General features: G+C 72.0%; 22 protein-coding genes. 15 read left to right on the plus strand and 7 right to left on the minus strand.

Annotation, left to right across the window (positions count from 1 at the left end):
* The first annotated feature begins 213 nt into the window (after nt 1-213).
* The 5 genes from ACZ7DL_RS06660 (at nt 214) to ACZ7DL_RS06680 (ending at nt 5293) form a co-directional block, all read left to right on the plus strand.
* A complete protein-coding gene (locus ACZ7DL_RS06660; RefSeq protein WP_470771898.1) occupies nt 214-783 on the plus strand; it encodes an ATP-binding protein in 570 nt (189 codons plus the stop codon).
* 191 nt (nt 784-974) lie between these two features.
* The gene (locus tag ACZ7DL_RS06665) at nt 975-1694 is read left to right on the plus strand and encodes an LPXTG cell wall anchor domain-containing protein (RefSeq protein ID WP_470771900.1); all 720 of its coding nucleotides are present in this window, start codon (nt 975-977) and stop codon (nt 1692-1694) included.
* A gap of 133 nt (nt 1695-1827) precedes the next feature.
* Nucleotides 1828-2892, plus strand: coding sequence for a COG1470 family protein (locus tag ACZ7DL_RS06670; RefSeq protein ID WP_470771902.1), 1065 nt, complete (start codon nt 1828-1830; stop codon nt 2890-2892).
* Nucleotides 2889-3989, plus strand: a complete 1101-nt coding sequence (locus ACZ7DL_RS06675; protein ID WP_470771904.1) for a hypothetical protein — start codon at nt 2889-2891, stop codon at nt 3987-3989. Before ACZ7DL_RS06670 ends, ACZ7DL_RS06675 begins: the two co-directional genes overlap by 4 nt.
* A gap of 2 nt (nt 3990-3991) precedes the next feature.
* Nucleotides 3992-5293 carry a hypothetical protein gene (locus tag ACZ7DL_RS06680; protein WP_470771906.1) on the plus strand — a complete coding sequence of 434 codons (1302 nt, stop codon included), beginning with the start codon at nt 3992-3994 and terminating at the stop codon, nt 5291-5293.
* Nucleotides 5294-5397: 104 nt separating this feature from the next.
* On the opposite strand, the gene ACZ7DL_RS06685 is transcribed toward ACZ7DL_RS06680, so the two are convergent.
* Nucleotides 5398-6903, minus strand: a complete 1506-nt coding sequence (locus tag ACZ7DL_RS06685; protein WP_470771907.1) for a peptide MFS transporter — start codon at nt 6901-6903, stop codon at nt 5398-5400.
* 525 nt (nt 6904-7428) lie between these two features.
* Here ACZ7DL_RS06685 and ACZ7DL_RS06690 point away from each other — a divergent pair.
* On the plus strand, nt 7429-8106 hold the full coding sequence (locus tag ACZ7DL_RS06690; protein WP_030653180.1) for a response regulator transcription factor: 678 nt from the start codon (nt 7429-7431) through the stop codon (nt 8104-8106).
* Nucleotides 8107-8139: 33 nt separating this feature from the next.
* Complete coding sequence (locus ACZ7DL_RS06695; RefSeq protein ID WP_470771909.1) at nt 8140-9411, plus strand: ATP-binding protein; 1272 nt, start codon at nt 8140-8142, stop codon at nt 9409-9411.
* A 22-nt stretch (nt 9412-9433) separates the two neighbouring features.
* On the opposite strand, the gene ACZ7DL_RS06700 is transcribed toward ACZ7DL_RS06695, so the two are convergent.
* Complete coding sequence (locus ACZ7DL_RS06700) at nt 9434-9937, minus strand: GtrA family protein (RefSeq protein ID WP_470771910.1); 504 nt, start codon at nt 9935-9937, stop codon at nt 9434-9436.
* 182 nt (nt 9938-10119) lie between these two features.
* Here ACZ7DL_RS06700 and ACZ7DL_RS06705 point away from each other — a divergent pair, with 182 nt between their 5' ends.
* From ACZ7DL_RS06705 to ACZ7DL_RS06720, 4 genes are all read left to right on the plus strand, one after another.
* Nucleotides 10120-11259, plus strand: a complete 1140-nt coding sequence (locus ACZ7DL_RS06705) for a 5-(carboxyamino)imidazole ribonucleotide synthase (RefSeq protein WP_470771911.1) — start codon at nt 10120-10122, stop codon at nt 11257-11259.
* Nucleotides 11256-11777, plus strand: coding sequence for a 5-(carboxyamino)imidazole ribonucleotide mutase (gene purE, locus ACZ7DL_RS06710; RefSeq protein ID WP_470771913.1), 522 nt, complete (start codon nt 11256-11258; stop codon nt 11775-11777). The genes ACZ7DL_RS06705 and purE overlap by 4 nt, the downstream gene beginning before the upstream one ends.
* A 5-nt stretch (nt 11778-11782) precedes the next feature.
* A complete protein-coding gene (locus ACZ7DL_RS06715; RefSeq protein WP_470772002.1) occupies nt 11783-12970 on the plus strand; it encodes a dipeptidase in 1188 nt (395 codons plus the stop codon).
* A 156-nt stretch (nt 12971-13126) separates the two neighbouring features.
* A complete protein-coding gene (locus ACZ7DL_RS06720; protein WP_470771914.1) occupies nt 13127-14263 on the plus strand; it encodes a dipeptidase in 1137 nt (378 codons plus the stop codon).
* Between the two features lie 12 nt (nt 14264-14275).
* Here ACZ7DL_RS06720 and ACZ7DL_RS06725 read toward each other — a convergent pair whose 3' ends face one another.
* Together ACZ7DL_RS06725 and ACZ7DL_RS06730 are read right to left on the minus strand one after the other, a co-directional pair.
* Nucleotides 14276-14668, minus strand: a complete 393-nt coding sequence (locus tag ACZ7DL_RS06725; protein ID WP_470771915.1) for a VOC family protein — start codon at nt 14666-14668, stop codon at nt 14276-14278.
* Nucleotides 14669-14715: 47 nt separating this feature from the next.
* Nucleotides 14716-15081 (minus strand): VOC family protein, encoded by a 366-nt coding sequence (locus ACZ7DL_RS06730; RefSeq protein ID WP_470771916.1) that lies wholly within the window; start codon nt 15079-15081, stop codon nt 14716-14718.
* An 83-nt stretch (nt 15082-15164) separates the two neighbouring features.
* Between ACZ7DL_RS06730 and ACZ7DL_RS06735 the strand changes: the two genes are divergently transcribed.
* The gene (locus ACZ7DL_RS06735) at nt 15165-15671 is read left to right on the plus strand and encodes a CGNR zinc finger domain-containing protein (protein WP_470771917.1); all 507 of its coding nucleotides are present in this window, start codon (nt 15165-15167) and stop codon (nt 15669-15671) included.
* Nucleotides 15672-15852: 181 nt separating this feature from the next.
* On the opposite strand, the gene ACZ7DL_RS06740 is transcribed toward ACZ7DL_RS06735, so the two are convergent.
* Nucleotides 15853-17196: a UDP-glucose dehydrogenase family protein gene (locus ACZ7DL_RS06740; RefSeq protein ID WP_470771918.1), complete on the minus strand. Its 1344-nt coding sequence runs from the start codon at nt 17194-17196 to the stop codon at nt 15853-15855.
* Nucleotides 17197-17388: 192 nt separating this feature from the next.
* Between ACZ7DL_RS06740 and ACZ7DL_RS06745 the strand changes: the two genes are divergently transcribed.
* Both ACZ7DL_RS06745 and ACZ7DL_RS06750 read left to right on the plus strand, forming a co-directional pair.
* A complete protein-coding gene (locus ACZ7DL_RS06745; RefSeq protein ID WP_470771920.1) occupies nt 17389-18546 on the plus strand; it encodes an acyl-CoA dehydrogenase in 1158 nt (385 codons plus the stop codon).
* 158 nt (nt 18547-18704) lie between these two features.
* Nucleotides 18705-19067: a four-helix bundle copper-binding protein gene (locus ACZ7DL_RS06750; protein ID WP_470771922.1), complete on the plus strand. Its 363-nt coding sequence runs from the start codon at nt 18705-18707 to the stop codon at nt 19065-19067.
* A gap of 67 nt (nt 19068-19134) precedes the next feature.
* Here the strand turns inward: ACZ7DL_RS06750 and ACZ7DL_RS06755 are convergent, their stop codons facing one another.
* Nucleotides 19135-20451 (minus strand): LCP family protein, encoded by a 1317-nt coding sequence (locus tag ACZ7DL_RS06755; protein WP_470771923.1) that lies wholly within the window; start codon nt 20449-20451, stop codon nt 19135-19137.
* A gap of 93 nt (nt 20452-20544) precedes the next feature.
* Between ACZ7DL_RS06755 and ACZ7DL_RS06760 the strand changes: the two genes are divergently transcribed.
* On the plus strand, nt 20545-21120 hold the full coding sequence (locus ACZ7DL_RS06760) for an acyl-CoA thioesterase (RefSeq protein ID WP_470771924.1): 576 nt from the start codon (nt 20545-20547) through the stop codon (nt 21118-21120).
* A 177-nt stretch (nt 21121-21297) separates the two neighbouring features.
* On the opposite strand, the gene ACZ7DL_RS06765 is transcribed toward ACZ7DL_RS06760, so the two are convergent.
* The gene (locus ACZ7DL_RS06765) at nt 21298-22806 is read right to left on the minus strand and encodes an LCP family protein (RefSeq protein WP_470771926.1); all 1509 of its coding nucleotides are present in this window, start codon (nt 22804-22806) and stop codon (nt 21298-21300) included.
* Nucleotides 22807-22810 lie beyond the last annotated feature (4 nt).

A 22810-nucleotide genomic window follows, 5' to 3' on the forward strand; every position in this document is an offset into this window, starting at 1 on the left:
GGACCCATGAACCACACGGGACGTACGCACGTCCGTACGGTCGGGACGCAGCGCGCGCCCGGCGGACGGGCGGTCACGGGACCCCGCCCGGGCGGCGGGCGGCCGGTGACCGGTCGGTCGGACGGCGTACGGACCGGCCGGCGCCGCACGGCGTTCGGACCTTTGACCGGACTTTCGAATTGTGAACTGGTGAATCGGTGAGGTGAAGCGCTGATGAGCACCACCCGGCCTTACTCGCCGGGCGACCGCGGCCCGGAGCCCAGCGGCGCTTCCGGGGTCTCCGAGGGGGAGGCGCCGGCCGTCGGCGCAGCCACGGGGGCAGTCGCGCCGTCCGTGCCGGCCGTGCCGACCGACGGTGCGCCCCGGGTACAGGGCCGGCAGGTCCGCAGACTGCGCCTGGAGGGCGAGAGCGGGGTCGTCCCGCTCGCCCGCGACTTCACCCGCCAGGCGCTGTACGCCTGGGGCTGGCTGCCCGCCGCCGGCGCCGACCAGCGGGCCGCGGCCGAGGACGTGCTGCTCGTCGTCTCCGAACTGGTCACCAACGCCTGCCTGCACGCCGAGGGCCCCGACGAACTGCGCCTCGCCTGCGACAACAAGGTGATCCGGCTCGAGGTCTCCGACCGCGGCACCGGCCAGCCCGCCCCGCGCACCCCGCACCGCGCCGGCCGCCCCGGCGGCCACGGCATGTTCATCGTGCAGCGGCTGTGCCTGGACTGGGGCGTCGTCCGTGCTCCCGACGCGCCGGGCAAGACGGTGTGGGCCGAACTGGGCGCGCCCGCCTGACCGTCGCCGGAAGGCACCCGATCCCCCGCCTCCACTCCGACACCCTGTCCCACACGCCGGATCGCCACAACTCCGGCGTGTGCCGCGTCTTCCTTCCTCACGACCCCCGGCGTACCTTGACGGCCGAATCTGATGTGTCGTCAGGAAGCTTGCCCCTCAAGTGGGGTCGTGAAGGATTGGGGTGGACCGACGTGTCGTACCCGAAACGAACCGCCGCGCTCGCGTCCGCCGCGGTCCTGGCCGGCTCGGCGGTGCTGCTGGCCGCGCCGGCGGCCCACGCCGACGTCGTCGACGTCAACTACCGCTGCCAGACGCCGATCGGCGTCAAGAGCGCGGTCTCGCCCATCGACGTCAAGAGCGTCAAGAGCGGCAGCGGCTACAAGATCACCATGTCCTGGCAGAAAGGCGTCTCCTCCAGCCCGGTCGAGCTGGGCAAGGGGGCGATGAGCCCGAGCGCCACCATCGGGCTGGGCGGCGCCGACAGCGGCACGCTCGCGGTCAGCGGCCCCGCCAACGCCGCCGCCATCCCGGCCAACACCCCCATCAAGATCAGCGACTTGAGCGGTACCTACACGCCGAAGAAGAGCGGCAAGGTCACCTTCACGGCGGGCACGCTCACCATCAAGGCACTCGGTACGACGACGACCTGCACGCCCACCAACAGCCCCAAGCCGTCCCTGACCCTGGACGTGACAGCGGCCGGCGGTTCCTCCTCCGGCGGCAGTTCCTCGTCCTCCTCGGGCGGCAGCGCGTCGTCCTCCTCGGGCGGCAGTTCCTCCGGCGGGCAGCTTCCGCAGACCGGCCCCGAGGACTCCGCCCTCGCCCTCGGCACGCTCGGCGGCACGGTCCTCCTCGCCGGCGCGGCGGGCGCCCTGTGGCTGACCCGACGAGGCCAGGCCGCCCGCCGCTGACCGGGTACGCCCCGACCGCAGCCCGCCGACCGGGTACGCCCCGACCGGACCCCGGCGACCGGGTACGCCGGTCCGAACCACGCCGCCTGGCGCCGCCCGCTGAACCGTCCGGCCACCACCGCTGGAGCCGCCCATGCCGCTCGCCGCACGCCTCCTCGGCCCGCCACACATCCCGAGCACCCCGACCACCCGGAGGCGACGCACCGCCAGCACCCCACGCACCGCGCGGAACCCAAGCACCGCCAGCACCGCCAGCACCCCGAGCACTGCAAGCACCTCACACACCCTGAGCACCCGACGCACCGCAAGCAGTACCACGGGCACCGCGAGCCACCGGCGCACCGACATCACCCCACGCACCCCCCGCACCCGGCTCGCGCTCCTCGCCCTGCTCCTCCCGCTCGCGCTGCTGACCGCCGCCCCGCGGGCCGGCGCGCAGTCCGGTGGCTGGTCGCTCGCGCCCCTGGGCGGCGCGCGCCCCGCGATCTACGCCGAGGGCGCGCCCGGAGCGGTGCTGCGGGACACGGTGTCCGTGACCAACCACGGCCGGACACCGGTCACGATCCGGCTGCGCGGCACCGGCGTGCCGGCGGTGTTCCCCCGCGGCGGGCTCCGGATCCCCGCCCGTACCCGCGCCGAGGTGCCCTTCACGGTGACCGTGCCGCGGGGCGCCGCACCCGGCGACCGCACCGGCGCGATCATCGCCGGCGACACGCGGGGCCGTACCGCCACCGTGCCGGTCCGGCTGCGCGTCGACGGCCCGCCGCTCGCCGCGCTGACCGTCGAGCACCTCGCCGTACACGCCGACCGGCTCACCTACGAGCTGGTAAACCGCGGTACGACCGTTCTGGTGCCGAAGCTCGCGGTGCGTGCCGACGGTGTCTTCGGCCGGGTCCTGGACCGCGCCCCGCGCACCCTGCCGGTCCGGCTGCCCCCGGGCGCCCGGCGCACGCTCAGCGAGCCGTGGCCCGACCCGCCGATGCTGGACGAGGTGCGGGTCCGGCTGACGGTGACGGCGGCGGGCGGGGCGCGCGCCACGGCGGACGCGTCGGCCGCGTTCGTGCCGTGGGGTGCGGTGGCCGGGGGCTCGGCAGCGGTGGCCGCGGGCACGGCCGTCCTTCTCCGGCGGCGGTGCGGGCGCCGGGCGCGGCCCGTTTCCCGGCCCGCCGGGGCCGAGCCGACGGGAGCGGTGTCGTGAGGCGGATCGTCGTCCCGGTGGTCGCCGCCCTGCTGCTGGCCCTCGCCGGTCCGGCCGGCCCGGTCCGGGCGGCGGACGGCCCGGCCGTGCGGCTGTCCGCGTCCCAGGCCGGCACCGGCGGCTCGGTCACCGTCGGCGGCACCGGCTGGCGGCCCCGCACGCTGCTGATGCTGCTGGTCTGCGGGCGGGCCACGCCGGCCCGGGGCGTCATCGGCGGCACCAACTCCTGCGCCAACGGCGACGGGCGGGCCGTGACCACCGGCGCCGACGGCGCCTTCCGCCGGAAGCTGCCGGTCGCCGAACCGCCCGTGCCCTGCCCGTGCGTGGTGCACGTGGCCGCCGTCACCGGCGCCCGGGCCGAGGCGGACGCCGTCCTGGAGGTCGCCGGGCATCCCGTGGCCCCGCTGCCCGCCGAACGCTCCGCCGGCCGGCTGGCGGTGGTCTCCGACACCCGGCTGACCGGGTCGAGCGGTCTGCTCACCTGGTTCGGGGCGCCGCCGAGCCGCACCCTGGTGTTCACCGTCGGCAACACCGGCACCGGCCCGATCGAGAACCCGGTGTTCCAGGTCGGCACCGCGCACGGCGTGTTCGCGCCCGAGTGGGACGAGCGGCAGTGGCACGGCACCCTGGCGCCCGGAAAGAAGGCGCAGATCAAGCTGCCGGTCGAGCTGTCGGCGGGGGCGCACGGCGACTACACCGTGACGCTGAGGTACGCCGGCCGGGTGCTCGCCGAGCAGCCGTGGGGCGTGGGCCGGCCGTGGGGCGTGACCCTGTTCTGGATCCTGCTCTGCCTGGTCGTCCCGGCCGCGCTGTTCCGCGCCGGCATGGCCGTGGTGGACCGGGTCCGGCCGCGCCGCCCGGGCGGCGCGAGCCATCGGCGGCGCCTGCCCCGGCCCGCGTCGCCGGCCCTGCGCCTCCCGCGCTCCTCCCGTACCGCCGGTTCCCCGGCCGCCACGGCCGACCAGGCCGAAACGACTCCGGCCCTGCCGTGGTTCACCCCGGACTCCGCTCCGGGCGGCCCGGCCGGCCGGACCTCCGCACCGCACGACGACAGCCCGACGAGTCCTACGACTCCCACCACGAAGGGACCCACGTGAGCATGCGAAGGAGAGGCACAGCGGCCGGGGGACGCAGTCCGGCGGCGGCGGCGGGCGCCGCGCTGGCGCTCGGCGGTGCGGGTGTCCTGCTGGGGCTCGCCGCGGCACCCGCGCAGGCGGCCGAGGTGTCGTACGCCACCCACTGTGTGCCGCCCGCGGGCATCGATCCCGTCGACGGCACCACGAAGGTCGAGATCACCGCGCCGGCCACGGCGAAGGTGGGCGACACGGTGGACATCGTGTGGAAGTTCGTCCAGGCCGCGTCCAAGAACCCGGACATCATCGACCTGCCCGCGAACTCGGTGCAGCCGTCCGGCGTGCTGAAGGCGGCCGGGGCGCAGACCGCCGACCTCGCCATGCGGGGCCCGCGGCAGAACCCCGCGATCCCCAAGGGCGGGGCCATGGTGCTGTCGGACATGAAGGGCAGCCTGAAGCTGACGGCGGCCGGCGAGGTGACGCTGACGCCGGACGCGTACACGGTCAACGCGATGTCGACCGACACCAAGTGCACGCCGAAGGAGGCCGTGCAGAAGGCGGCGACGATCCAGGTGACGGCGGACGGCGGCGGCACGTCCAGTTCGACCCCCACCCGGTCCGGGCCGCCGACCACGTCCGCGCCGCCCACGCACACGGCCACCCCGACGGCGACCGGCGGCACCGGGCAGACCGACTTCACCGGCAAGGAGGTGCAGATCCCGTACGCGTGCAGGACCCCGATCGGTGACAAGAGCGCGACCTCGCCGGTGCAGATCAACGCGAGGAAGGACGGCGGGAGTTACGCCCTCACCGTGCAGTTCAAGAAGTCGGTGATGAACAGCCCCGCCGAGATCCCGAAGGACTCCGTGAAGCCGTCGATGGAGGTGGTGCTGGGCGGCGCCGACAAGGGCACCGTACATGTGGAGGGGCCGACGAACGCCAATCCCGTCAAGTCCGGCGACCCGATCGAGATCCCCGACCTCACCGGCACCTACAAGCCGGGCGCGAGCGGCACCTCGACGCTGTCGCCGGGCGTGCTGACGGTCAAGGCGCTCGGTACGACCACGACGTGCACGCCGACGAAGACCGAGGTCTCGCTCACCCTGGACACCACGGAGCAGCCCGGCGGCGCCGCGGGCGGCACGTCGACCTCCGGCGGCTCCTCCTCGTCGGGGACCTCCTCCGGCACCACCGGCGATGACGGCGGCCTCGCCGAGACCGGCGCGAGCGACCACGGCGCGCTGAAGGCCCTGGGCCTGGTGGCGGGCACGGCGATCCTGCTGGGCGCCGCGGTGTTCACGTTCCTGCCGGGCCGCAGGACCCGCTGATCCGACTCCCCGCGGAGACTTCGTGCGGAGATCCCGCAGGGAACGGAAGAGGGCCACCGCGTCCCGGGGATGCGGTGGCCCTCCTCAGTGCTTCAGGGACTTCGTCAGTGGACGTCGCCCATGAGCGTGTTGACCTTCTTGCGGTACATCCACACCGCGACACCGGCGACCACGGCGAGCGCGGCCTCCAGGGCGACGAAGCCCATCCTGTCGAGGTTGACGCCACCGATGGCCGGGTTCGACAGCAGGGCGGTGACGGAGTCACCCGCGGTCACCGCGAGGAACCAGACGCCCATCATCTGCGAGGCGTACTTCTTCGGCGCCATCTTCGTGGTCACGGACAGGCCGACCGGAGACAGCGTCAGCTCACCGATGGTCTGCACGAAGTAGATCGCGACCAGCCACATCGCCGCGGCCTTGTGGCCGCCCTCGGCGATCGACAGCGGGGCGAGGAAGACGAGGAAGGACGCACCGACCAGCACCAGGCCGGAGGCGAACTTCACGATCGTGCTCGGCTCCTTGCCGCGCCGGTTCAGCCACAGCCACAGCCAGGCGAAGACCGGCGCCAGCGCCATGATCATGACCGGGTTGACCGACTGGTACCAGGAGACCGGGAACTGCCAGCCGAGGACCGAGTTCTCGGCCTTCTTCTCGGCGAACAGCGACAGGGTCGAACCACCCTGGTCGTAGATCATCCAGAAGACGGCCGCGGCGACGAAGAACCAGATGTACGCCGACACCTTGGAGCGCTCGGCCGTGTCCAGGTCCTTGTCCCGCAGGATGCGGGAGATGACCAGGATCGGCACGATCAGGCCGATGAGGGTGAGCGGGATCAGCGCCCAGTTCAGGGTGAAGTGGCCGGTGCCGCCGACGATGCCGTAGAAGACCACGGCGATGGCCAGCCAGATCAGGCCCTTGCGCAGGGTGGCCGCCTTCTCGACCGGCGTCAGCGGGGTCGGGACCTGGCTGCTCTTCGGGTTCAGGTGGCGGCCGCCCAGCAGGAACTGGACCAGACCCAGCGCCATGCCGAGCGCGGCCAGCGCGAAGCCCAGGTGCCAGTTGACGTTCTCACCGACGGTGCCGATGACCAGCGGCGCGACGAAGGCACCGAGGTTGATGCCGATGTAGAAGAGCGTGAAGCCACCGTCCCGGCGCGGGTCCTCCGGGCCGTTGTAGAGGTGGCCGACCATCGTGGAGATGTTGGCCTTCAGCAGACCCGAACCGATGGCGACGAGAACCAGGCCGACGTAGAAGCTCGCGGCGGCGGGCAGCGCCAGGCAGAGGTGGCCGAGCATGATGATCATGCCGGCGACGGCGACCGTCTTGCGGGGGCCGAGCATGCGATCGGCGAACCAGCCGCCGGGCAGGGCGAGCAGGTACACGAGCGACAGGTACACCGCGTAGATCGCGCTTGCCGTGCCCGCACTCAGGTGCAGGCCACCCGGGGCCACCAGGTACAGCGGGAGCAGGGCCCTCATGCCGTAGTAGGAGAAACGCTCCCACATCTCGGTCATGAAGAGAGTGGCCAGTCCGCGGGGGTGGCCGAAGAAGGTCTTCTCGGAACCGGGGGTGCCCGGGCGGACCGAGTCCTTCGTCAGGCTGGACGCCATGGTCGTTCCTTGCTGGTCGGGGCGTGCGCCTGGGGGCCCCTCCCTGCTCGAGCGAAGCCGAGAGCTTGGGGGAGTGCGCGCCCGTGGGGGTGCGGCCGGCACCGGCAGTCGGTCGTCCACCCCCACGCCCAGGGGGAGTCCGTTCCGGATCACGGAGCGGCGGACGGCGACCACCGGGATCCACGCCCCACGACGCGTCACTGCGTCCGGAGCCCGGCCGGAGGTCTTTCCTTTGAAGGCTGATCTTGGTCAGCCCGTACACAAAAGAGACCTTCAGCGTCTACTGCCCGCCAAAGGTCCCCGGTGTACTGCGGCGTTCAGGTCACCATACGGCAGGACACTGCCGGATATGGAAGGACTTGAGACGGGGATCACAGGTGTCGCGGGAACCGCGCGAGCTGATTCGAAGGTCTCTCCTACGATCGCATCCCCAGGTCAATGGTTCGTACCAATGCGGTGCGAAGGTAAGAAGAGGGGAAACCGATCACACCCCGGCACCTCGCCCGGGCGGTCTACCATCACCTCATGACCCGTGTACTGCTCGCCGAGGACGACGCGTCCATCTCGGAGCCGCTGGCCCGCGCCCTGCGCCGGGAAGGTTACGAGGTCGAGGTGCGCGAGGACGGACCCGCCGCACTCGACGCCGGAATGCAGGGCGGCGTCGATCTGGTCGTGCTCGACCTGGGCCTGCCCGGCATGGACGGCCTGGAGGTCGCCCGCCGGCTGCGTGCCGACGGTCACACCGTGCCGATCCTCATCCTGACCGCACGGGCCGACGAGGTGGACACCGTCGTCGGCCTGGACGCGGGCGCCGACGACTACGTCACCAAGCCCTTCCGGCTCGCCGAACTGCTCGCCCGGGTGCGGGCCCTGCTCCGGCGCGGCGCCGCCGAGCCGCAGCAGCCGCCGGCCACGCACGGCGTGCGGATCGACGTCGAGTCGCACCGCGCCTGGATGGGCGACGAGGAACTCCAGCTCACCGCCAAGGAGTTCGACCTGCTGCGGGTGCTGGTGCGGGACGCCGGACGCGTGGTGACGCGGGACCAGCTGATGCGCGAGGTCTGGGACACCACCTGGTGGTCGTCCACCAAGACCCTCGACATGCACATCTCCTGGCTGCGCAAGAAGCTCGGCGACGACGCGGCGAACCCGAGGTACATCGCGACGGTACGCGGCGTGGGCTTCCGGTTCGAGAAGAGCTGACCCCGGCCCAGCGATCAGCACAGGTAACCGACCATGCGCCGACGTCTCATCCAGTCCACCCTCGCCGTCGTCCTCGTGGTGATCGCCGTCTTCGGCGTCTCCCTCGTGATCGTCGAGACGCGGACGATCAGCAACAGCGCCCAGGAGCGGGTGGAGTCGGAGGCGGTCCGGCTGGCCAGCATCGTGGACAGCCGGATCCTCGCCGCGGAGAACGTCAACGCGGACGTGCTGCGCAACCCGGTCAGCAAGGACCAGTACGCGGTCATCCGGATGCCCGGCCGGGCACCCATCGAGATCGGCAGCAAGCCCGAGGGCGACACCATCCACTCCACGCAGCGGGGCGAGGAGGGCGAGACGGTCACCGTGCAGGAGCCCCGCTCCGCGGTGACCCGCGAGGTCGGCCGGACCCTGCTGATCATCGGCCTGGTCGCGCTGCTCGCGGTGATCGCGGCCGTGCTGCTCGCCGTACGGCAGGCCAACCGGCTCGCCTCCCCGCTGACCGACCTCGCCGAGACCGCCGAGCGCCTCGGCTCCGGCGACCCGCGCCCGCGGCACAAGCGGTACGGCGTCCCCGAGCTGGACCGGGTCGCCGATGTGCTGGACGCCTCCGCCGAGCGGATCGGGCGCATGCTGACCGCCGAGCGGCGCCTCGCGGCCGATGCCTCCCACCAACTGCGCACGCCGCTGACCGCGCTGTCCATGCGGCTGGAGGAGATCACCCTCACCGACGACCCGGACACGGTGAAGGAGGAGGCGACGATCGCGCTGACGCAGGTCGAGCGGCTGACGGACGTGGTCCAGCGGCTGCTGACCAACTCGCGCGACCCGCGGACCGGCTCCGCCGTCACCTTCGACCTGGACGAGGTCATCCAGCAGCAGCTCGCCGAGTGGCGGCCCGCCTACCGCAGCGCCGGCCGGGCCGTGGTCAGCTCCGGCAAGCGGCATCTGACGGCGGTGGGCACGCCGGGCGCGGTCGCCCAGGTGCTGGCCGCGCTGATCGAGAACTCGCTCATGCACGGCGGCGGCACGGTCGCCCTGCGCACCCGGGTCACCGGCAACCAGGCCGTGATCGAGGTCACCGACGAGGGGCCGGGCGTGCCCGCCGATCTCGGGGCGCGGATCTTCGAGCGCACGATCAGCGGACGGAACTCCACGGGGATCGGCCTGGCTGTCGCCCGGGACCTCGCGGAGGCCGACGGCGGCCGGCTGGAGCTGCTCCAGGCGCAGCCCCCGGTCTTCGGCCTGTTCCTCTCGCGCACGCCCCCGGGGCGCAAGCCGGACGAGGAACGGCCGACGGTCCGCTAGCGGGGAAGAGCGCCCCGCGGGGCTACGGGACGCGCTGAGTCGGCGAGGGCCGCTGCGACTCCTGCTTCAGAATCGATTCCGCGCTCGCCACGGTCTTCCGGGCCGGCAGCGCCTGAAACACCCAGGTGCGGTACGACCAGAACCGGAACAGGGTCGCGACGCCGATGCCGACGAACTTGAAGATGTTGCTCTGGAGCGGGCTGTCCCAGCCGAAGCCGTACGTCGCCAGGTACAGCACGCCGTTCTCGATCACCAGGCCGACCGCGCTGAACAGCAGGAACAGCGTGAGTTCCTTGGTCCGCCCGCTCTTGTCGCGGTCCCGGTACGTCCAGTACCGGAAGCCGACGTAGTTGAAGGCGATCGCCACGATGGTCGCGATGATGCTGGCGCGCACCACCGGCAGGTCGGAGACATGCCGGACCAGGTTGAACACGCCGAGATTGACCAGGACACCGGCGCCGCCGACGGCGCCGAACTTGACCACCTCGCGTACGAGCCGTTGCAGCCCCGAGGAACGAGGTTCCATGGCGGTGCAGCTCCCGTCGGTAGGTTTCGTCAACCCCGCCATGCTAGCCGCGGGGACCGGCGGACGCCCGTGGACCAGGCCATGGCTCGGAAACGGGTCGGAAAGAGCAGGGAAAGCGCTGGGTAAGAAGCCGGCAGAGGGATGCGATCCGGCCGCCCCGGCGTGGCCGATACCCTAGGGGTGTGACGTTCCCGGTAGTCGGCATGGTCGGCGGGGGCCAGCTCGCTCGTATGACACACGAGGCGGGCATCCCGTTGGGCATCAGGTTCAAGCTTCTCAGTGACACCCCTCAGGATTCCGCGGCGCAGGTCGTGAGCGATGTCGTCATCGGCGATTATCGCGACCTCGACACGCTGCGTGACTTCGCGCGCGGGTGCGATGTGATCACTTTTGATCACGAACATGTACCCACCGAGCACCTCAGGGCCCTGGAGGCGGACGGCATCCCCGTCCGCCCAGGGCCCGATGCGCTGGTGCACGCCCAGGACAAGGGCGTGATGCGCGCGAGGCTCGACGCGATCGGCATCCCGTGCCCACGGCACCGGATCGTGAGCGATCCGGCCGACGTCGCCGCCTTCGCGGCGGAGGGCGACGGGTTCCCGGTGGTCCTCAAGACCGTCCGCGGTGGCTACGACGGCAAGGGCGTGTGGGTCGTCGACTCCGTCGAGGAGGCCGCCGAGCCGTTCAAGGCGGGCGTGCCGGTCCTCGCCGAGGAGAAGGTCGACTACGTCCGTGAGCTCGCGGCCAACGTCGTCCGCTCTCCGCACGGCCAGGCCGTCGCCTACCCAGTGGTCGAGTCCCGGCAGGTCAACGGCGTCTGCGACACCGTGATAGCCCCGGCCCCGGACCTGCCCGAGGACCTGGCCCTGCACGCCGAGCGGATGGCGCTGACCATCGCCAAGGAACTGGGCGTCGTCGGGCATCTCGCCGTCGAGCTGTTCCAGACCCGCGACGGCCGCGTCCTCGTCAACGAGCTGGCGATGCGCCCGCACAACTCCGGCCACTGGACCCAGGACGGCGCGATCACCTCGCAGTTCGCCAACCACGTCCGCGCGGTCCTGGACCTGCCGCTCGGCGACCCGCGCCCGCGTGCCACGTGGACGGTCATGGTCAACGTCCTGGGTGGTGACTACCCGGACATGTACTCCGCGTACTTGCACTGCATGGCCCGTGACCCCAAGCTCAAGATCCATATGTATGGCAAGGACGTGAAGCCCGGCCGCAAGGTCGGACACGTCAACACCTACGGCGACGACCTGGACGACGTGCTGGAGCGCGCCCGTCACGCAGCCGGCTACCTGAGAGGCACCATCACCGAATGAGCCCCGTTGTTGGCATCGTCATGGGGTCGGACAGCGACTGGCCCGTCATGGAGGCCGCCGCCAAGGCCCTGGACGAGTTCGAGATCGCCTACGAGGTCGACGTCGTCTCCGCGCACCGCATGCCCCGCGAGATGATCGCGTACGGCGAGCAGGCCGCCGACCGCGGCCTGAAGGCGATCATCGCCGGTGCGGGCGGCGCCGCCCACCTGCCCGGCATGCTCGCCTCCGTCACCCCGCTGCCGGTCATCGGCGTGCCGGTGCCGCTGAAGTACCTGGACGGCATGGACTCCCTGATGTCCATCGTGCAGATGCCGGCCGGTGTCCCGGTCGCCACGGTCTCCGTCGCCGGCGCCCGCAACGCCGGTCTGCTCGCGGTCCGCATGCTCGCCGCGCACGACGAGGAGCTGCTGCACAAGATGCGCGACTTCCAGCAGGACCTCAACGACCAGGCCACCGAGAAGGGCAAGCGGCTGCGCGCCAAGGTCGAGGGCGCGAGCGGCTTCGGCTTCGGGAAGTGACCGCCGTGGCCGCCCTCGACGAAGCACGCGCGCTGCTGCGCGAGTTCCCGGTGGTCGACGGGCACAACGACCTGCCCTGGGCGCTGCGCAAGCAGGCCGGCTACGACCTGGACGCCCTGGACATCGCCGGCGACCAGCACGAGCACCTGCACACCGACCTGCCGCGGCTGCGCGAGGGCGGGGTCGGCGCCCAGTACTGGTCGGTGTACGTGCCCTGCGAGCAGCCGGAGCCGGTCGCGGCGACGCTGGAGCAGATCGACTGCGTCCGGCAGCTGCTGGCCCGCTACCCGGCCGAGCTGGCGCCCGCGCTGACCGCCGCGGACATGGAGGCGGCGCGCCGGGACGGCCGTATCGCCTCCCTGATGGGCGCCGAGGGCGGCCACTCCATAGCCAACTCCCTCGGCACGCTGCGCGGCCTGTACGGGCTCGGCGTGCGCTACATGACCCTCACCCACAACGACAACGTGGACTGGGCGGACTCCGCGACCGACGAGCCGAACGTGGGCGGCCTGTCCGCCTTCGGCCGCGAGGTCGTGGCGGAGATGAACCGCCTCGGCATGCTCGTCGACCTCTCGCACGTAGCGGCCACGACCATGCGCGACGCGCTGGACGCCACCTCCGCGCCGGTGATCTTCTCCCACTCCTCCGCGCGGGCGGTGTGCGACCACCCCCGCAACATCCCCGACGACGTCCTGGAGCGCCTGCCCGCGAACGGCGGTGTGGCGATGGTGACGTTCGTGCCGAAGTTCGTGCTCCAGGCGGCGGTGGAGTGGACGGCCGCGGCGGACGAGAACATGCGCGCCCACGGCCTGCACCACCTGGACACCAGCCCGGAGGCGATGAGGATCCACCGGGCCTTCGAGGAGCGCACCCCGCGCCCGGTCGCCACGGTCTCGACGGTCGCGGACCACCTGGACCACATGCGCGAGGTGGCCGGCATCGACCACCTGGGCATCGGCGGCGACTACGACGGCACCGCGTTCACCCCGGACGGCCTGAACGACGTCTCCGGCTACCCGAACCTGCTCGCCGAGCTGCTGGACCGCGGCTGGTCCAAGGCCGACCTGGCCAAGCTGACCTGGCAGAACGCGGTCCGGGTGCTGGGCGCGGCGGAGGACGTGGCCCGGGACCTCCAGGCCACGCGCGCCCCGTCCCTCGCCACCATCGAGTCGCTGGACGGCACGAACGGCTGACCGTTCGGGGTGTTCCGGCCAAGGCGGGGCCGGAATACCCCGAACGCCCCACTCACCAGGAAGCTCCCCTCCGCTCCGTGCGACCGTGTCGGTACGCCAGCCACAGCACGCCGTAGCTCACGACCGACGTAGCCCAGACGACGTACGGAGCCCGTCATGGCCGACCTCCAGGACGACATGCCCACCACGACCGAGGTGGGCGAGGACGACGGCCTGCGAGACGGCCCTCCCGCCGTCCCGGCTTCGCTCGGCCCGGGCTGCCCCCGTCCCGATCAGCCCGCGGGCGAGCTGCTGGCGCGGGCGCACGCCCTGCTCGCCGTCCACCCCGTGGCCGACGGCTACAGCGGTCTGCCCTGGGCCCTGCGCCATCTGCCCTGGTACGACCTGGAGCTGGGCGAGGCGGCCATCGACACGGACGTGCCCCGGATGCGCGAGGGGCATGTCGGCGCGCTGTTCTGGTCGCTGCACCTGCCCGAGGGGCCGGTCGGCGAGCGAGCCGCCGCGGCCACCCTGGAGCAGCTGGACCAGGTCCGCACCGTCATCGAGGCCCACCCGGAGGGGCTGCGGCTGGTGCGCACCGCCGGGCAGATCATCGACGCCCACAACTGCGGCCGGGTCGCCGTGGTGCTGGGCCCCGCGCACGGCGCCGCGCTGGACGACTCCCTCGGCATCCTGCGCATCCTGCACGGCCTCGGGCTGCGCGTGCTCACCCTCGCGGGAACCGCCTGGGCGGGCGAGTCGGGGCTGACCCGGTTCGGCGAGGAGGTCGTTCGCGAGATGAACCGGCTCGGGGTGCTCGCCGACGTCTCCGGCGCCTCACAGGCCACCGCCGAGCGGACCGTCGCCCTGTCCAGGACGCCGGTGCTGTGCAGCCGCTCGGCCGCCCGCGCCCTGCGCCCGCACCCTGCCAACCTGCCGGACGACCTGCTCGCCGCCCTGGGCGCGGCCAAGGGCCTGTGTATGGTGCCGCTGACCGCCGAGCAGACCGGCCCGACCGTCCCGGACGTCGCGGACCACCTCGACCACGTCCGCGACGTGGCCGGCCCCGAGTGCGTCGGCCTGTCCGGCACCTACGACTCCGGGGCCGTCCACCCCCGCGGCCTCGCCGACGCCTCCCGTTATCCCCACCTGGTCGCCGAGCTGCTCAGACGCGGCTGGTCCGAGGCCGAGCTGGCCCTGCTGACCTGGGGAAACGTGCAGCGGGTGCTGCGCAGCGCGGACTCCATGGCCCGGGCCGCGCAGCAGCGCCGGGAGGCCTCGACGGCGCGGATCACCGACCTGGACAGCCCCTAGGGCGCCCGGCCCTCACGGCTGCTCGATCCGGCACAGGCAGAACGGATGCCCGGCCGGGTCGGCGTACACCTGGAAGTCCTTCTTCTCCCGGTCCTCCAGGTCCAGCGGGCGGGCGCCGAGCGCGAGCACCCGCTCGTGCGCCGCGTCGACGTCCGCCCAGGTCGGGCCCGCGTCGAAGTCCAGGTGGCACTGCTGGCCGTTGTGGTCGGCGCGCGGCCACTCCGGCGGGGTGTGCCCCTCGGCCCGCTGGAAGGCCAGCCGGGGCCCGTCAGGGACCTGGAGGACGACCCAGTCGTCGTCCTCCGGCCGCGGGGTGCCTCCGGCCACCGCCGCGTAGAAGGCGGCCAGCGCGTGCGGATCGGGACAGTCGAGCACGACGTTACGGAGACGGGCCACCGACGCCATGGTGTGTCCTCCTTCGGTTCGGCAGGCGGTTCAGCGCGCGCCCCGGTTCAGCAGGCGCACAGACAGAACGGGTGCCCCGCGGGGTCCGCGTAGACACGGAACGTGCGCGAGCGGTCGGTGTCCAGCGGCTTCGCGCCCAGCTCCAGCACCCCCTTCTCGGCCGTGTCCAGGTCCTCCACGAGCAGGTCCAGGTGGAACTGCTGCGAGTGGTCCGGCGCGGGCCACTCGGGCGGCACGAATCCGGGCGCCTGCTGGAAGGCCAGCGCCGGCCCGCCGGGCACCTTCAGGTCGACCCACGAGCTGTCCTCGGGGTCCCCCTCCACCGTGCCGCCCAGCACACCGGCGTAGAAACCGGCCAGCGCACGGGGGTCGGGACAGTCCAGGACCACGACACCGAGCTTGGCAAGAGCCATGACTACCTCCTTGGGTTACCCATAGATCCGGGTAACCGGTAACGGTTACTGCATGCTCCCGCAGAAGAGGTAACGTCGCAAGCATGAGCGAGAGATCGGCCGCCCCCGGCGGCCTGGCCCTGGTCGAGTCCCTGGTGAACACCCTGGACATCGAGACGGGCGCCGACTCGCTGGACACGGCGGAGGGCCGCGGCCGTTTCGGGATCACCGAGGCCGGTCTGGCCGACGCCCGGGAACTGCGCGAGGCGCTGCGGGCCGCGCTGCTCGCCCACGCCGGCCATCCGCCGCACCGCGCGGTGACCCCCCTCGGCACCCTGCTGGCGCGAGCCCCGCTCTACGTCGCCGTCGACGACCACGACGGCTCGGCCCGCCTCGCCCCGGCCGACGCGGCCCCGCTGCTCTCCCGGGTGGCCGCCGGCGTCGCCGAGGCACTGATCGCGGGCACCTGGACCCGGCTGAAGGCGTGCGAGGCCGCGACCTGCCACTGGGCGTACTACGACCGCAGCCCGGCCGGCCGCGGGCGCTGGTGTTCGATGCAGGTGTGCGGGGCCCGCGCCAAGATGCGCCGTTACCGGGCGAAGGAGCCGTGATCCGCGGCGGTGTGGTGCAGAATGCGGACAGACGCCGGTTCGGCCGACTGAGCCTCGGCCGAACCGGCGTCACCTGTCTTTCCGCGCGGTCTTCTCTTTCCGCGCGTGTCTTCTCTTCCGCGCGTGTCCGTCCGCTCTTCCGCGCGTGTCCGTCCGCGCGTGTCCGTCCGCGTGCGGCCGGCTACGCCGTCGGCCGGCCCATCGCGCGGTACGTCCACCCGGCCCGCCGCCACAGCTCCGGGTCGAGGGCGTTGCGGCCGTCCAGGATCACCCGGGCCGCGGCCACCTCGCCCAGCGCCGCCGGGTCCAGCTCGCGGAACTCCCGCCACTCGGTCAGATGCAGCACGACATCCGCGCCCCGGACGGCCGCCGGCGCGGAGTCGGCGTAGCCCAGGGTCGGGAAGACCTTCCGGGCGTTCTCCATGCCCTTCGGGTCGTACACGGTCACCTGGCCGCCCTGGAGGTGGATCTGGCCGGCCACGTTCAGCGCGGGCGAGTCGCGGACGTCGTCCGAGTCCGGCTTGAAGGTGGCGCCGAGCACCGCGACCCGCTTGCCCAGGAAGGAGCCACCGCCGAGCGCCTCCCGGGTCATCTCGACCATCGCGCCGCGCCGGCGCATGTTGATGGAGTCGATCTCGCGCAGGAAGGTCAGCGCCTGGTCGGCGCCCAGCTCGCCCGCGCGGGCCATGAACGCCCGGATGTCCTTGGGCAGACAGCCGCCGCCGAAGCCGATCCCGGCGCGCAGGAACTTGCGGCCGATCCGGTCGTCGTGCCCGATGGCCTCCGCGAGCTTCGCCACGTCACCGCCGCCGGCCTCGCACACCTCCGCCATCGCGTTGATGAAGGAGATCTTGGTGGCGAGGAAGGAGTTGGCGGCCGTCTTCACCAGCTCCGCGGTCGGGAAGTCGGTGACCACGAACGGCGTGCCCTCGCCGATCGGGCCGGCGTACACCTCGCGCAGCAGCTTCTCGGCGCGCTCGCTGCGCACCCCGGCCACGATCCGGTCCGGGTGCAGGGTGTCCTGGACGGCGAAGCCCTCGCGCAGGAACTCCGGGTTCCAGGCCAGCTCGGCGTCGCCGCCCGCCGGGGCGTGCTCGGCGAGATAGGCGGCCAGCCGGTCGGCGGAGCCCACCGGCACGGTCGACTTGCCGACGACCAGGGCCGGACCGTGCAGATGCGGGGCGAGGGAGGCGATGGCGGCGTCGACGTACGACATGTCGCAGGCGTACTCGCCGTGCTTCTGCGGAGTGTTCACGCACACGAAGTGCACATCGCCGAACGCGCCGATGTCGGCCCAGTCCGTGGTGAACCGCAGCCGCCCGGTGGACCCCTCGATCCCGGCCACGTGCTTGCGCAGCAGCTCTTCCAGACCCGGCTCGTACATCGGGGTCTCGCCGCGCTCCAGCATGGCGATCTTCTCGGGGACGACATCCAGGCCGAGCACCTCGAAGCCCAGCTCGGCCATGGCCGCGGCGTGCGTGGCGCCGAGATAGCCGGTGCCGATCACGGTGATCTTCAGGCTCATGGGGTGCGCTCCAGCTCGGGTCCGTCGGTGCTGCCAGGTCATGCGGTGCCCGAGCATAGTCGGGCCCTTCACCGGGCAACTTTCCAGCTGTCGCCAAGCTCACGTAGGCGTCCGAGAACAAGCCCTCTAAAATTTCAGTTACTTAACGGTAATTAGCGTCATTATCACTGCGTCTTTGGAGCGTGAGAGACCGTGGCCGGATCGGCTGACTTCGACCTGTACCGCCCGTCCGAGGAGCACGACATGCTCCGGGACGCCGTCCGTTCCCTGGTCGAGGCGAAGATCGCGCCGTACGCCGCGGCGGTGGACGAGGAGGCCCGCTTCCCGCAGGAGGCCCTCGACGCCCTCGTAGCCAACGACCTGCACGCCGTGCACGTCCCCGAGGAGTACGGCGGCGCCGGCGCCGACGCGCTCGCCACGGTCATCGTGATCGAGGAGGTGGCCCGCGCCTGTGTCTCCTCCTCCCTCATCCCGGCCGTGAACAAGCTCGGCTCCCTCCCCGTGATCATCTCCGGCTCCGAGGACCTGAAGAAGAAGTACCTCTCGCCCCTGGCCAAGGGCGACGCGATGTTCTCGTACTGCCTCTCCGAGCCGGAGGCGGGCTCGGACGCGGCCGGCATGAAGACCAAGGCCGTCCGCGACGGCGACCACTGGATCCTCAACGGCGTGAAGCGCTGGATCACCAACGCGGGCGTCTCCGAGTACTACACGGTCATGGCGGTCACCGACCCCGCGAAGCGCTCCAAGGGCATCTCCGCCTTCGTCGTCGAGAAGTCCGACGAGGGCGTCTCCTTCGGCGCCCCGGAGAAGAAGCTGGGCATCAAGGGCTCCCCGACCCGCGAGGTCTACTTCGACAACGTCCGCATCCCCGCCGACCGCATGATCGGCGAGGAGGGCACCGGCTTCATGACGGCCATGAAGACCCTGGACCACACCCGCATCACCATCGCCGCCCAGGCCCTCGGTGTCGCCCAGGGCGCCCTCGACTACGCCAAGGGCTATGTCCAGGAGCGCAAGCAGTTCGGCAAGCCGATCGCCGACTTCCAGGGCATCCAGTTCATGCTCGCCGACATGTCCATGAAGATCTCGGCGGCCCGTGCCCTCACCTACCAGGCCGCCGCCGCCTCCGAGCGCGGTGACGCCGACCTCACCTACCTGGGCGCCGCCGCCAAGTGCTTCGCCTCGGACGTCGCCATGGAGGTCACCACCGACGCCGTCCAGCTCCTCGGTGGCTACGGCTACACCCGCGACTACCCGGTGGAGCGCATGATGCGCGACGCCAAGATCACCCAGATCTACGAAGGCACCAACCAGGTCCAGCGCATCGTGATGGCCCGCAACCTGCCGTAAGAAGCACCCGGACGGTTCGGGAAAGGCGCCCTCCGGGGCGCCTTTGTGCTGTGTGGGGGGACCTCCCGACCGGTCGGTCACATGCGCGGCGGACCACGGGGACGTAGGACGGAAGCACACGGGGCCCGCCCCGGGTCCCCCGCCTCCGAGGAGGAGCCATGACCCAGTCGCAGATGATGCCCGCCCTCACCCAGCAGATGCAGGACTGCATCGAGGCCTGCATGAGCTGCCACAGCATGTGCGAGGAGACCATGACCTCCTGCATGCAGAAGGGCGGCCAGCAGCAGATGCAGATCATGCGCGCGCTGATGGACTGCTCCGAGATGACCCGCATGTGCGCCGACATGATGATGCGGCGCTCGCCCATGTCCCCCGATCTGTGCACGCTCTGCGCCAAGGTGTGCGACATGTGCGCCGAGGCGTGTATGTCCATGCCGGACGACCAGCAGATGATGCGCTGCGCCGAGGCGTGTCGCCGCTGCGCGGACACCTGCCGGGCGTCGGCGGGCGCCGGCATGTGAGCTTTTCCCGGCCGACAGCGGTCGAGGGCACCCGCGCGGGTGCCCTCGGTCCTGCCGCGGCGGCCGGCTAGTTGCCGGAGACCGTGACCTTCTCGTCGTTGTTCAACTCGTCCACCAGCGTCTTCACCTTCGCCTTGTCCCAGACGAGGTTGCCGCCGGAGGAGCCGGAGATCGGCATGTTCATCGACGTGCCGTCGCCGCCGCTGACGCCCTTCATCGCCCAGAACATCGAGGCCAGGTCCCACAGGGACATGTCCTTGTCGACGATCAGGGAGTCCAGGCCCGCGCCCATGGTCGGGTAGAACTTGAACGGGTTGAGAATCGTCGACGGGGTGGCCACCTGGTGGGCCAGGGCGGCCAGGAACTTCTGCTGGTTCTTGGTGCGCTGCAGGTCCGACGCGGCGAACGCGTGCCGGGTGCGGACGAAGGCGAGCGCCTGCTGGCCGTTCAGGGTCTGCTTGCCGGCCTCGAAGTCGGCGCCGGACCACTTGTCCTTGAAGCCCTTGTCGATGTCGATCTCGACGCCGCCCACCGCGTCCACGATGCTGGCGAAGCCCTGGAAGCCGATCTCCACGTAGTGGTCGATGTGCAGCCCGGTGTTGGCCTCGATCGCGCGGACCAGCAGCGTCGGCCCGTCTTCGGCGTAGGTGGCGTTCAGCTTCGCGTGCCGGCCCTGCGCCGGGTAGAGCTTCCCGGACGTCGAGCCCTTGTACGACGGGACCACCACGTCCGAGTCGCGCGGCAGCGAGATCAGCGTGTCGCCGTTGTCGCCGACGTGCAGGATCATCATCGAGTCGGTGCGTTTGCCAGGTGCGCCGCCGGTGTGCAGGTTCTTCTTGTCCTCCTTGGACATGCCCTCACGGCTGTCCGAGCCGACGATCAGGTAGTTCGTGCCCTCGCCCGTCTCCGGCCGGTCGATGACCGTCGACAGGTCGACCTCGCGGCGCAGCTTGGAATCGGCCCAGAAGTAGGTCGCCACCGACGTGACGAGCACCACAGTCGCCAGCGTGAGCGCGGTCCACTTGATCCGGCGCCGCCAGTTCGGCGCGGGCCGCGGGGCGCGGGTGGGCGCACCCGCCGGACCGCCCGGCCCGCGGCCGCCCGGGGCGCCGTAGACCTGGCCCGTGTTGTAGCCGCTGTCGTAGTCGGCGCCGTCCTCGTGCCCCTGGCCGTCGACGTACGACGGCTGCTGCGGCACACCGGCCGCGTACGGCGGCGCCGCGGCGCCGCCGTCGTCGTACGCCGAGCGCGGTCCGGGCGGTACCGCCGGGCCGCGCCGCACCTGACGCATCACGCGGGCCCCCTCCGGCTGCGCGCCGGCACTGCCGCGTCCGTAGCGCGAGCCGCGGTTGTCGTCGGACCATCCCTCGGGCCAGTCATTCATGGGCCCCAGTGTGCAGGGCGGCGCCGTGTCCTTCACAAGGGCTGTCGGAAAATCAGGGCGGCGCTGTTGCGAAGCCGACACAAAAGTCCGCGAATGCGGCCTCGGCATAAGGTGGAGGCCATGACAGACCAGGCCACGGACAGGGAACCGGACATCCCGGGCAAGCCCACGTCCGCCTCGCGCACCACCCTCAGCCACATCATGACCCACAACGACACCAACCTCCTGGGGACGGTGCACGGCGGAGTGATCATGAAGCTGGTCGACGACGCGGCGGGCGCGGTGGCCGGCCGGCACTCCGGCGGTCCCGCCGTCACCGCCTCCATGGACGAGATGGCGTTCCTGGAGCCGGTCCGCGTCGGTGACCTGGTCCATGTGAAGGCACAGGTGAACTGGACCGGCCGGACCTCCATGGAGATCGGCGTCCGGGTCCTCGCCGAGCGCTGGAACGAGTCCGCCCCGCCCACCCAGGTCGGCTCGGCCTACCTGGTCTTCGCGGGCGTGGACGCCGACGGCAAGCCGCGCCGGGTGCCGCCGGTGCTCCCGGAGACCGACCGCGACCGCCGCCGCTACCAGGAGGCCCAGATCCGCCGAACCCACCGCCTGGCCCGCCGCCGGGCCATCCGCGAACTGCGCGAGCAGCGGGCGGCGGAGGGGTTCCAGGACTAGGGGGCTTCGTTTGGATCAGCCCGGGTCCGCGACGCCCGGCACGGCACCTCGCCGCGTTGTCGGACCACCCGAGTACGCCCAGTACGCGGGTGATCCTCCGCCTTGCGATGCACCGCACCATGCGCCGCGGCGTGATCCGACCTGATCCAAACGAAACCCCCTAGGCCCAGGAGGCCCCTAGGCGTTCTCGGGGCACACCGCCTCGTCGCCCCGCAGCACGGTCTGCTCCGGCTGTCCCGGGTCCTCGAAGCGCACCTTGTGCACGCTCTTGAAATCGGCGCCGACCGTCACCTTCAGCAGCGGTCCCTGACCCGGTACCGCGCGCAGCTCGCTGCCCGGCAGGGCGGCGGCCAGGGAGCGGGCGGAGAGGTCCCAGCGGGGGTCGTGAAGGATCACCGTGCGCGGTACATGGGCGGGGGCGGTCACCGGCCGGCGGGTGGTGGCGAAGCCGGTCGCCGCGAGCGCCGCGTCGACCCGCTTGCCCAGCCCGATCGTGCCGGTGCCGTTCGCCACCTGGACCCGGATCCGGTCCGGGGCCACCTCCACCGGCACCGGCACCGGAGCCTGTGCCGGGGCACGGCGCGGGCGGTCCGTGGTGAGCGGCTTGTCGTCGCGCAGCGAGCTGAACAGCCGGCCGGCCTTGACCTGGTCCCACTTCAGGGTCGAGCCGATGCCCTTGACCTGGAAGTTCAGCTGTCCGATGGGGACGGTGGTGAACTCGGACGAGGACGGCGAGAAGCTGCGCATCGCGCGGCCGAGGTCGAGCAGCTCGTCGGTGCCGAAGCCCTCGTCGGCGCGGACCGAGCCGAGCACCGCCCGGGTCACGTCCCGGAACCGCATCGGGTTCAGCAGCACCCCGGACGAGGTCGCCTTCTCGAGCAGCGCAGCCAGGAACCGCTGCTGCCGCTTCATCCGGCCCAGGTCGCTGGCCCCGTCGAGGTGCCGGGCCCGCACGTACTGGAGCGCCTGTCCGCCCAGCAGGGTGTGCGTGCCCGGCGCCAGGTCGAGCCCGGTGTACCTGTCCTTCAGCGGCGTCGGCGTGCAGACCTTCACCCCGCCGAGCACGTCCACCGTCTTCATGAAGCTGGTGAAGTCGACCTCCAGATAGTGGTCGATCTTCACATGGGTCATGTTCTCGACCGTGCGGATGGTCAGCTGGGGGCCGCCCTCGGCGTAGGCCGCGTTGAGCTTGACCGGGTGCGGGCCGTGCCGCCGCCCGGAGTTCTGGTCGACGTGCGCGGGCATCTCGGCGTAGGAGTCGCGCGGCAGGCTCACCACGGTGGCCCGCTCCCGGTCCTCCGAGATGTGCACGATCATCATCGTGTCGGTGCAGTGGCAGGGCCGCCCGCCCAGCCGGAACGTCCGCCGGTCCCGTTCGCTGACCTTGTCGCGGCCGTCGGTGCCGACCAGCAGGACGTTCATGCCGTGGCCGGCCTGGGGTCGGTTCTTCATGTCCTTGAAGGCGTCGATCCTGGCGATGCCCGCGTCCAGGCTGCTGACGACCGCGTGCCCGATCCCCGCGGAGGCGAGCACCACGACCGACAGCGTGCTCACCGCCCGCATGGCCCAGCGGGGCCGCCTGGGCGGCCGGACGGACCGTACGGGCCGCTCGGGCGGGCGCGGCAGGCGGCGAGGCGGCTGCGGGCGGCGCTGCGGACGCGCGGGGGACCGAGGCGGGCTGGGCAAGGAG

Source organism: Streptomyces sp. NPDC036984 (genome assembly GCF_055607665.1).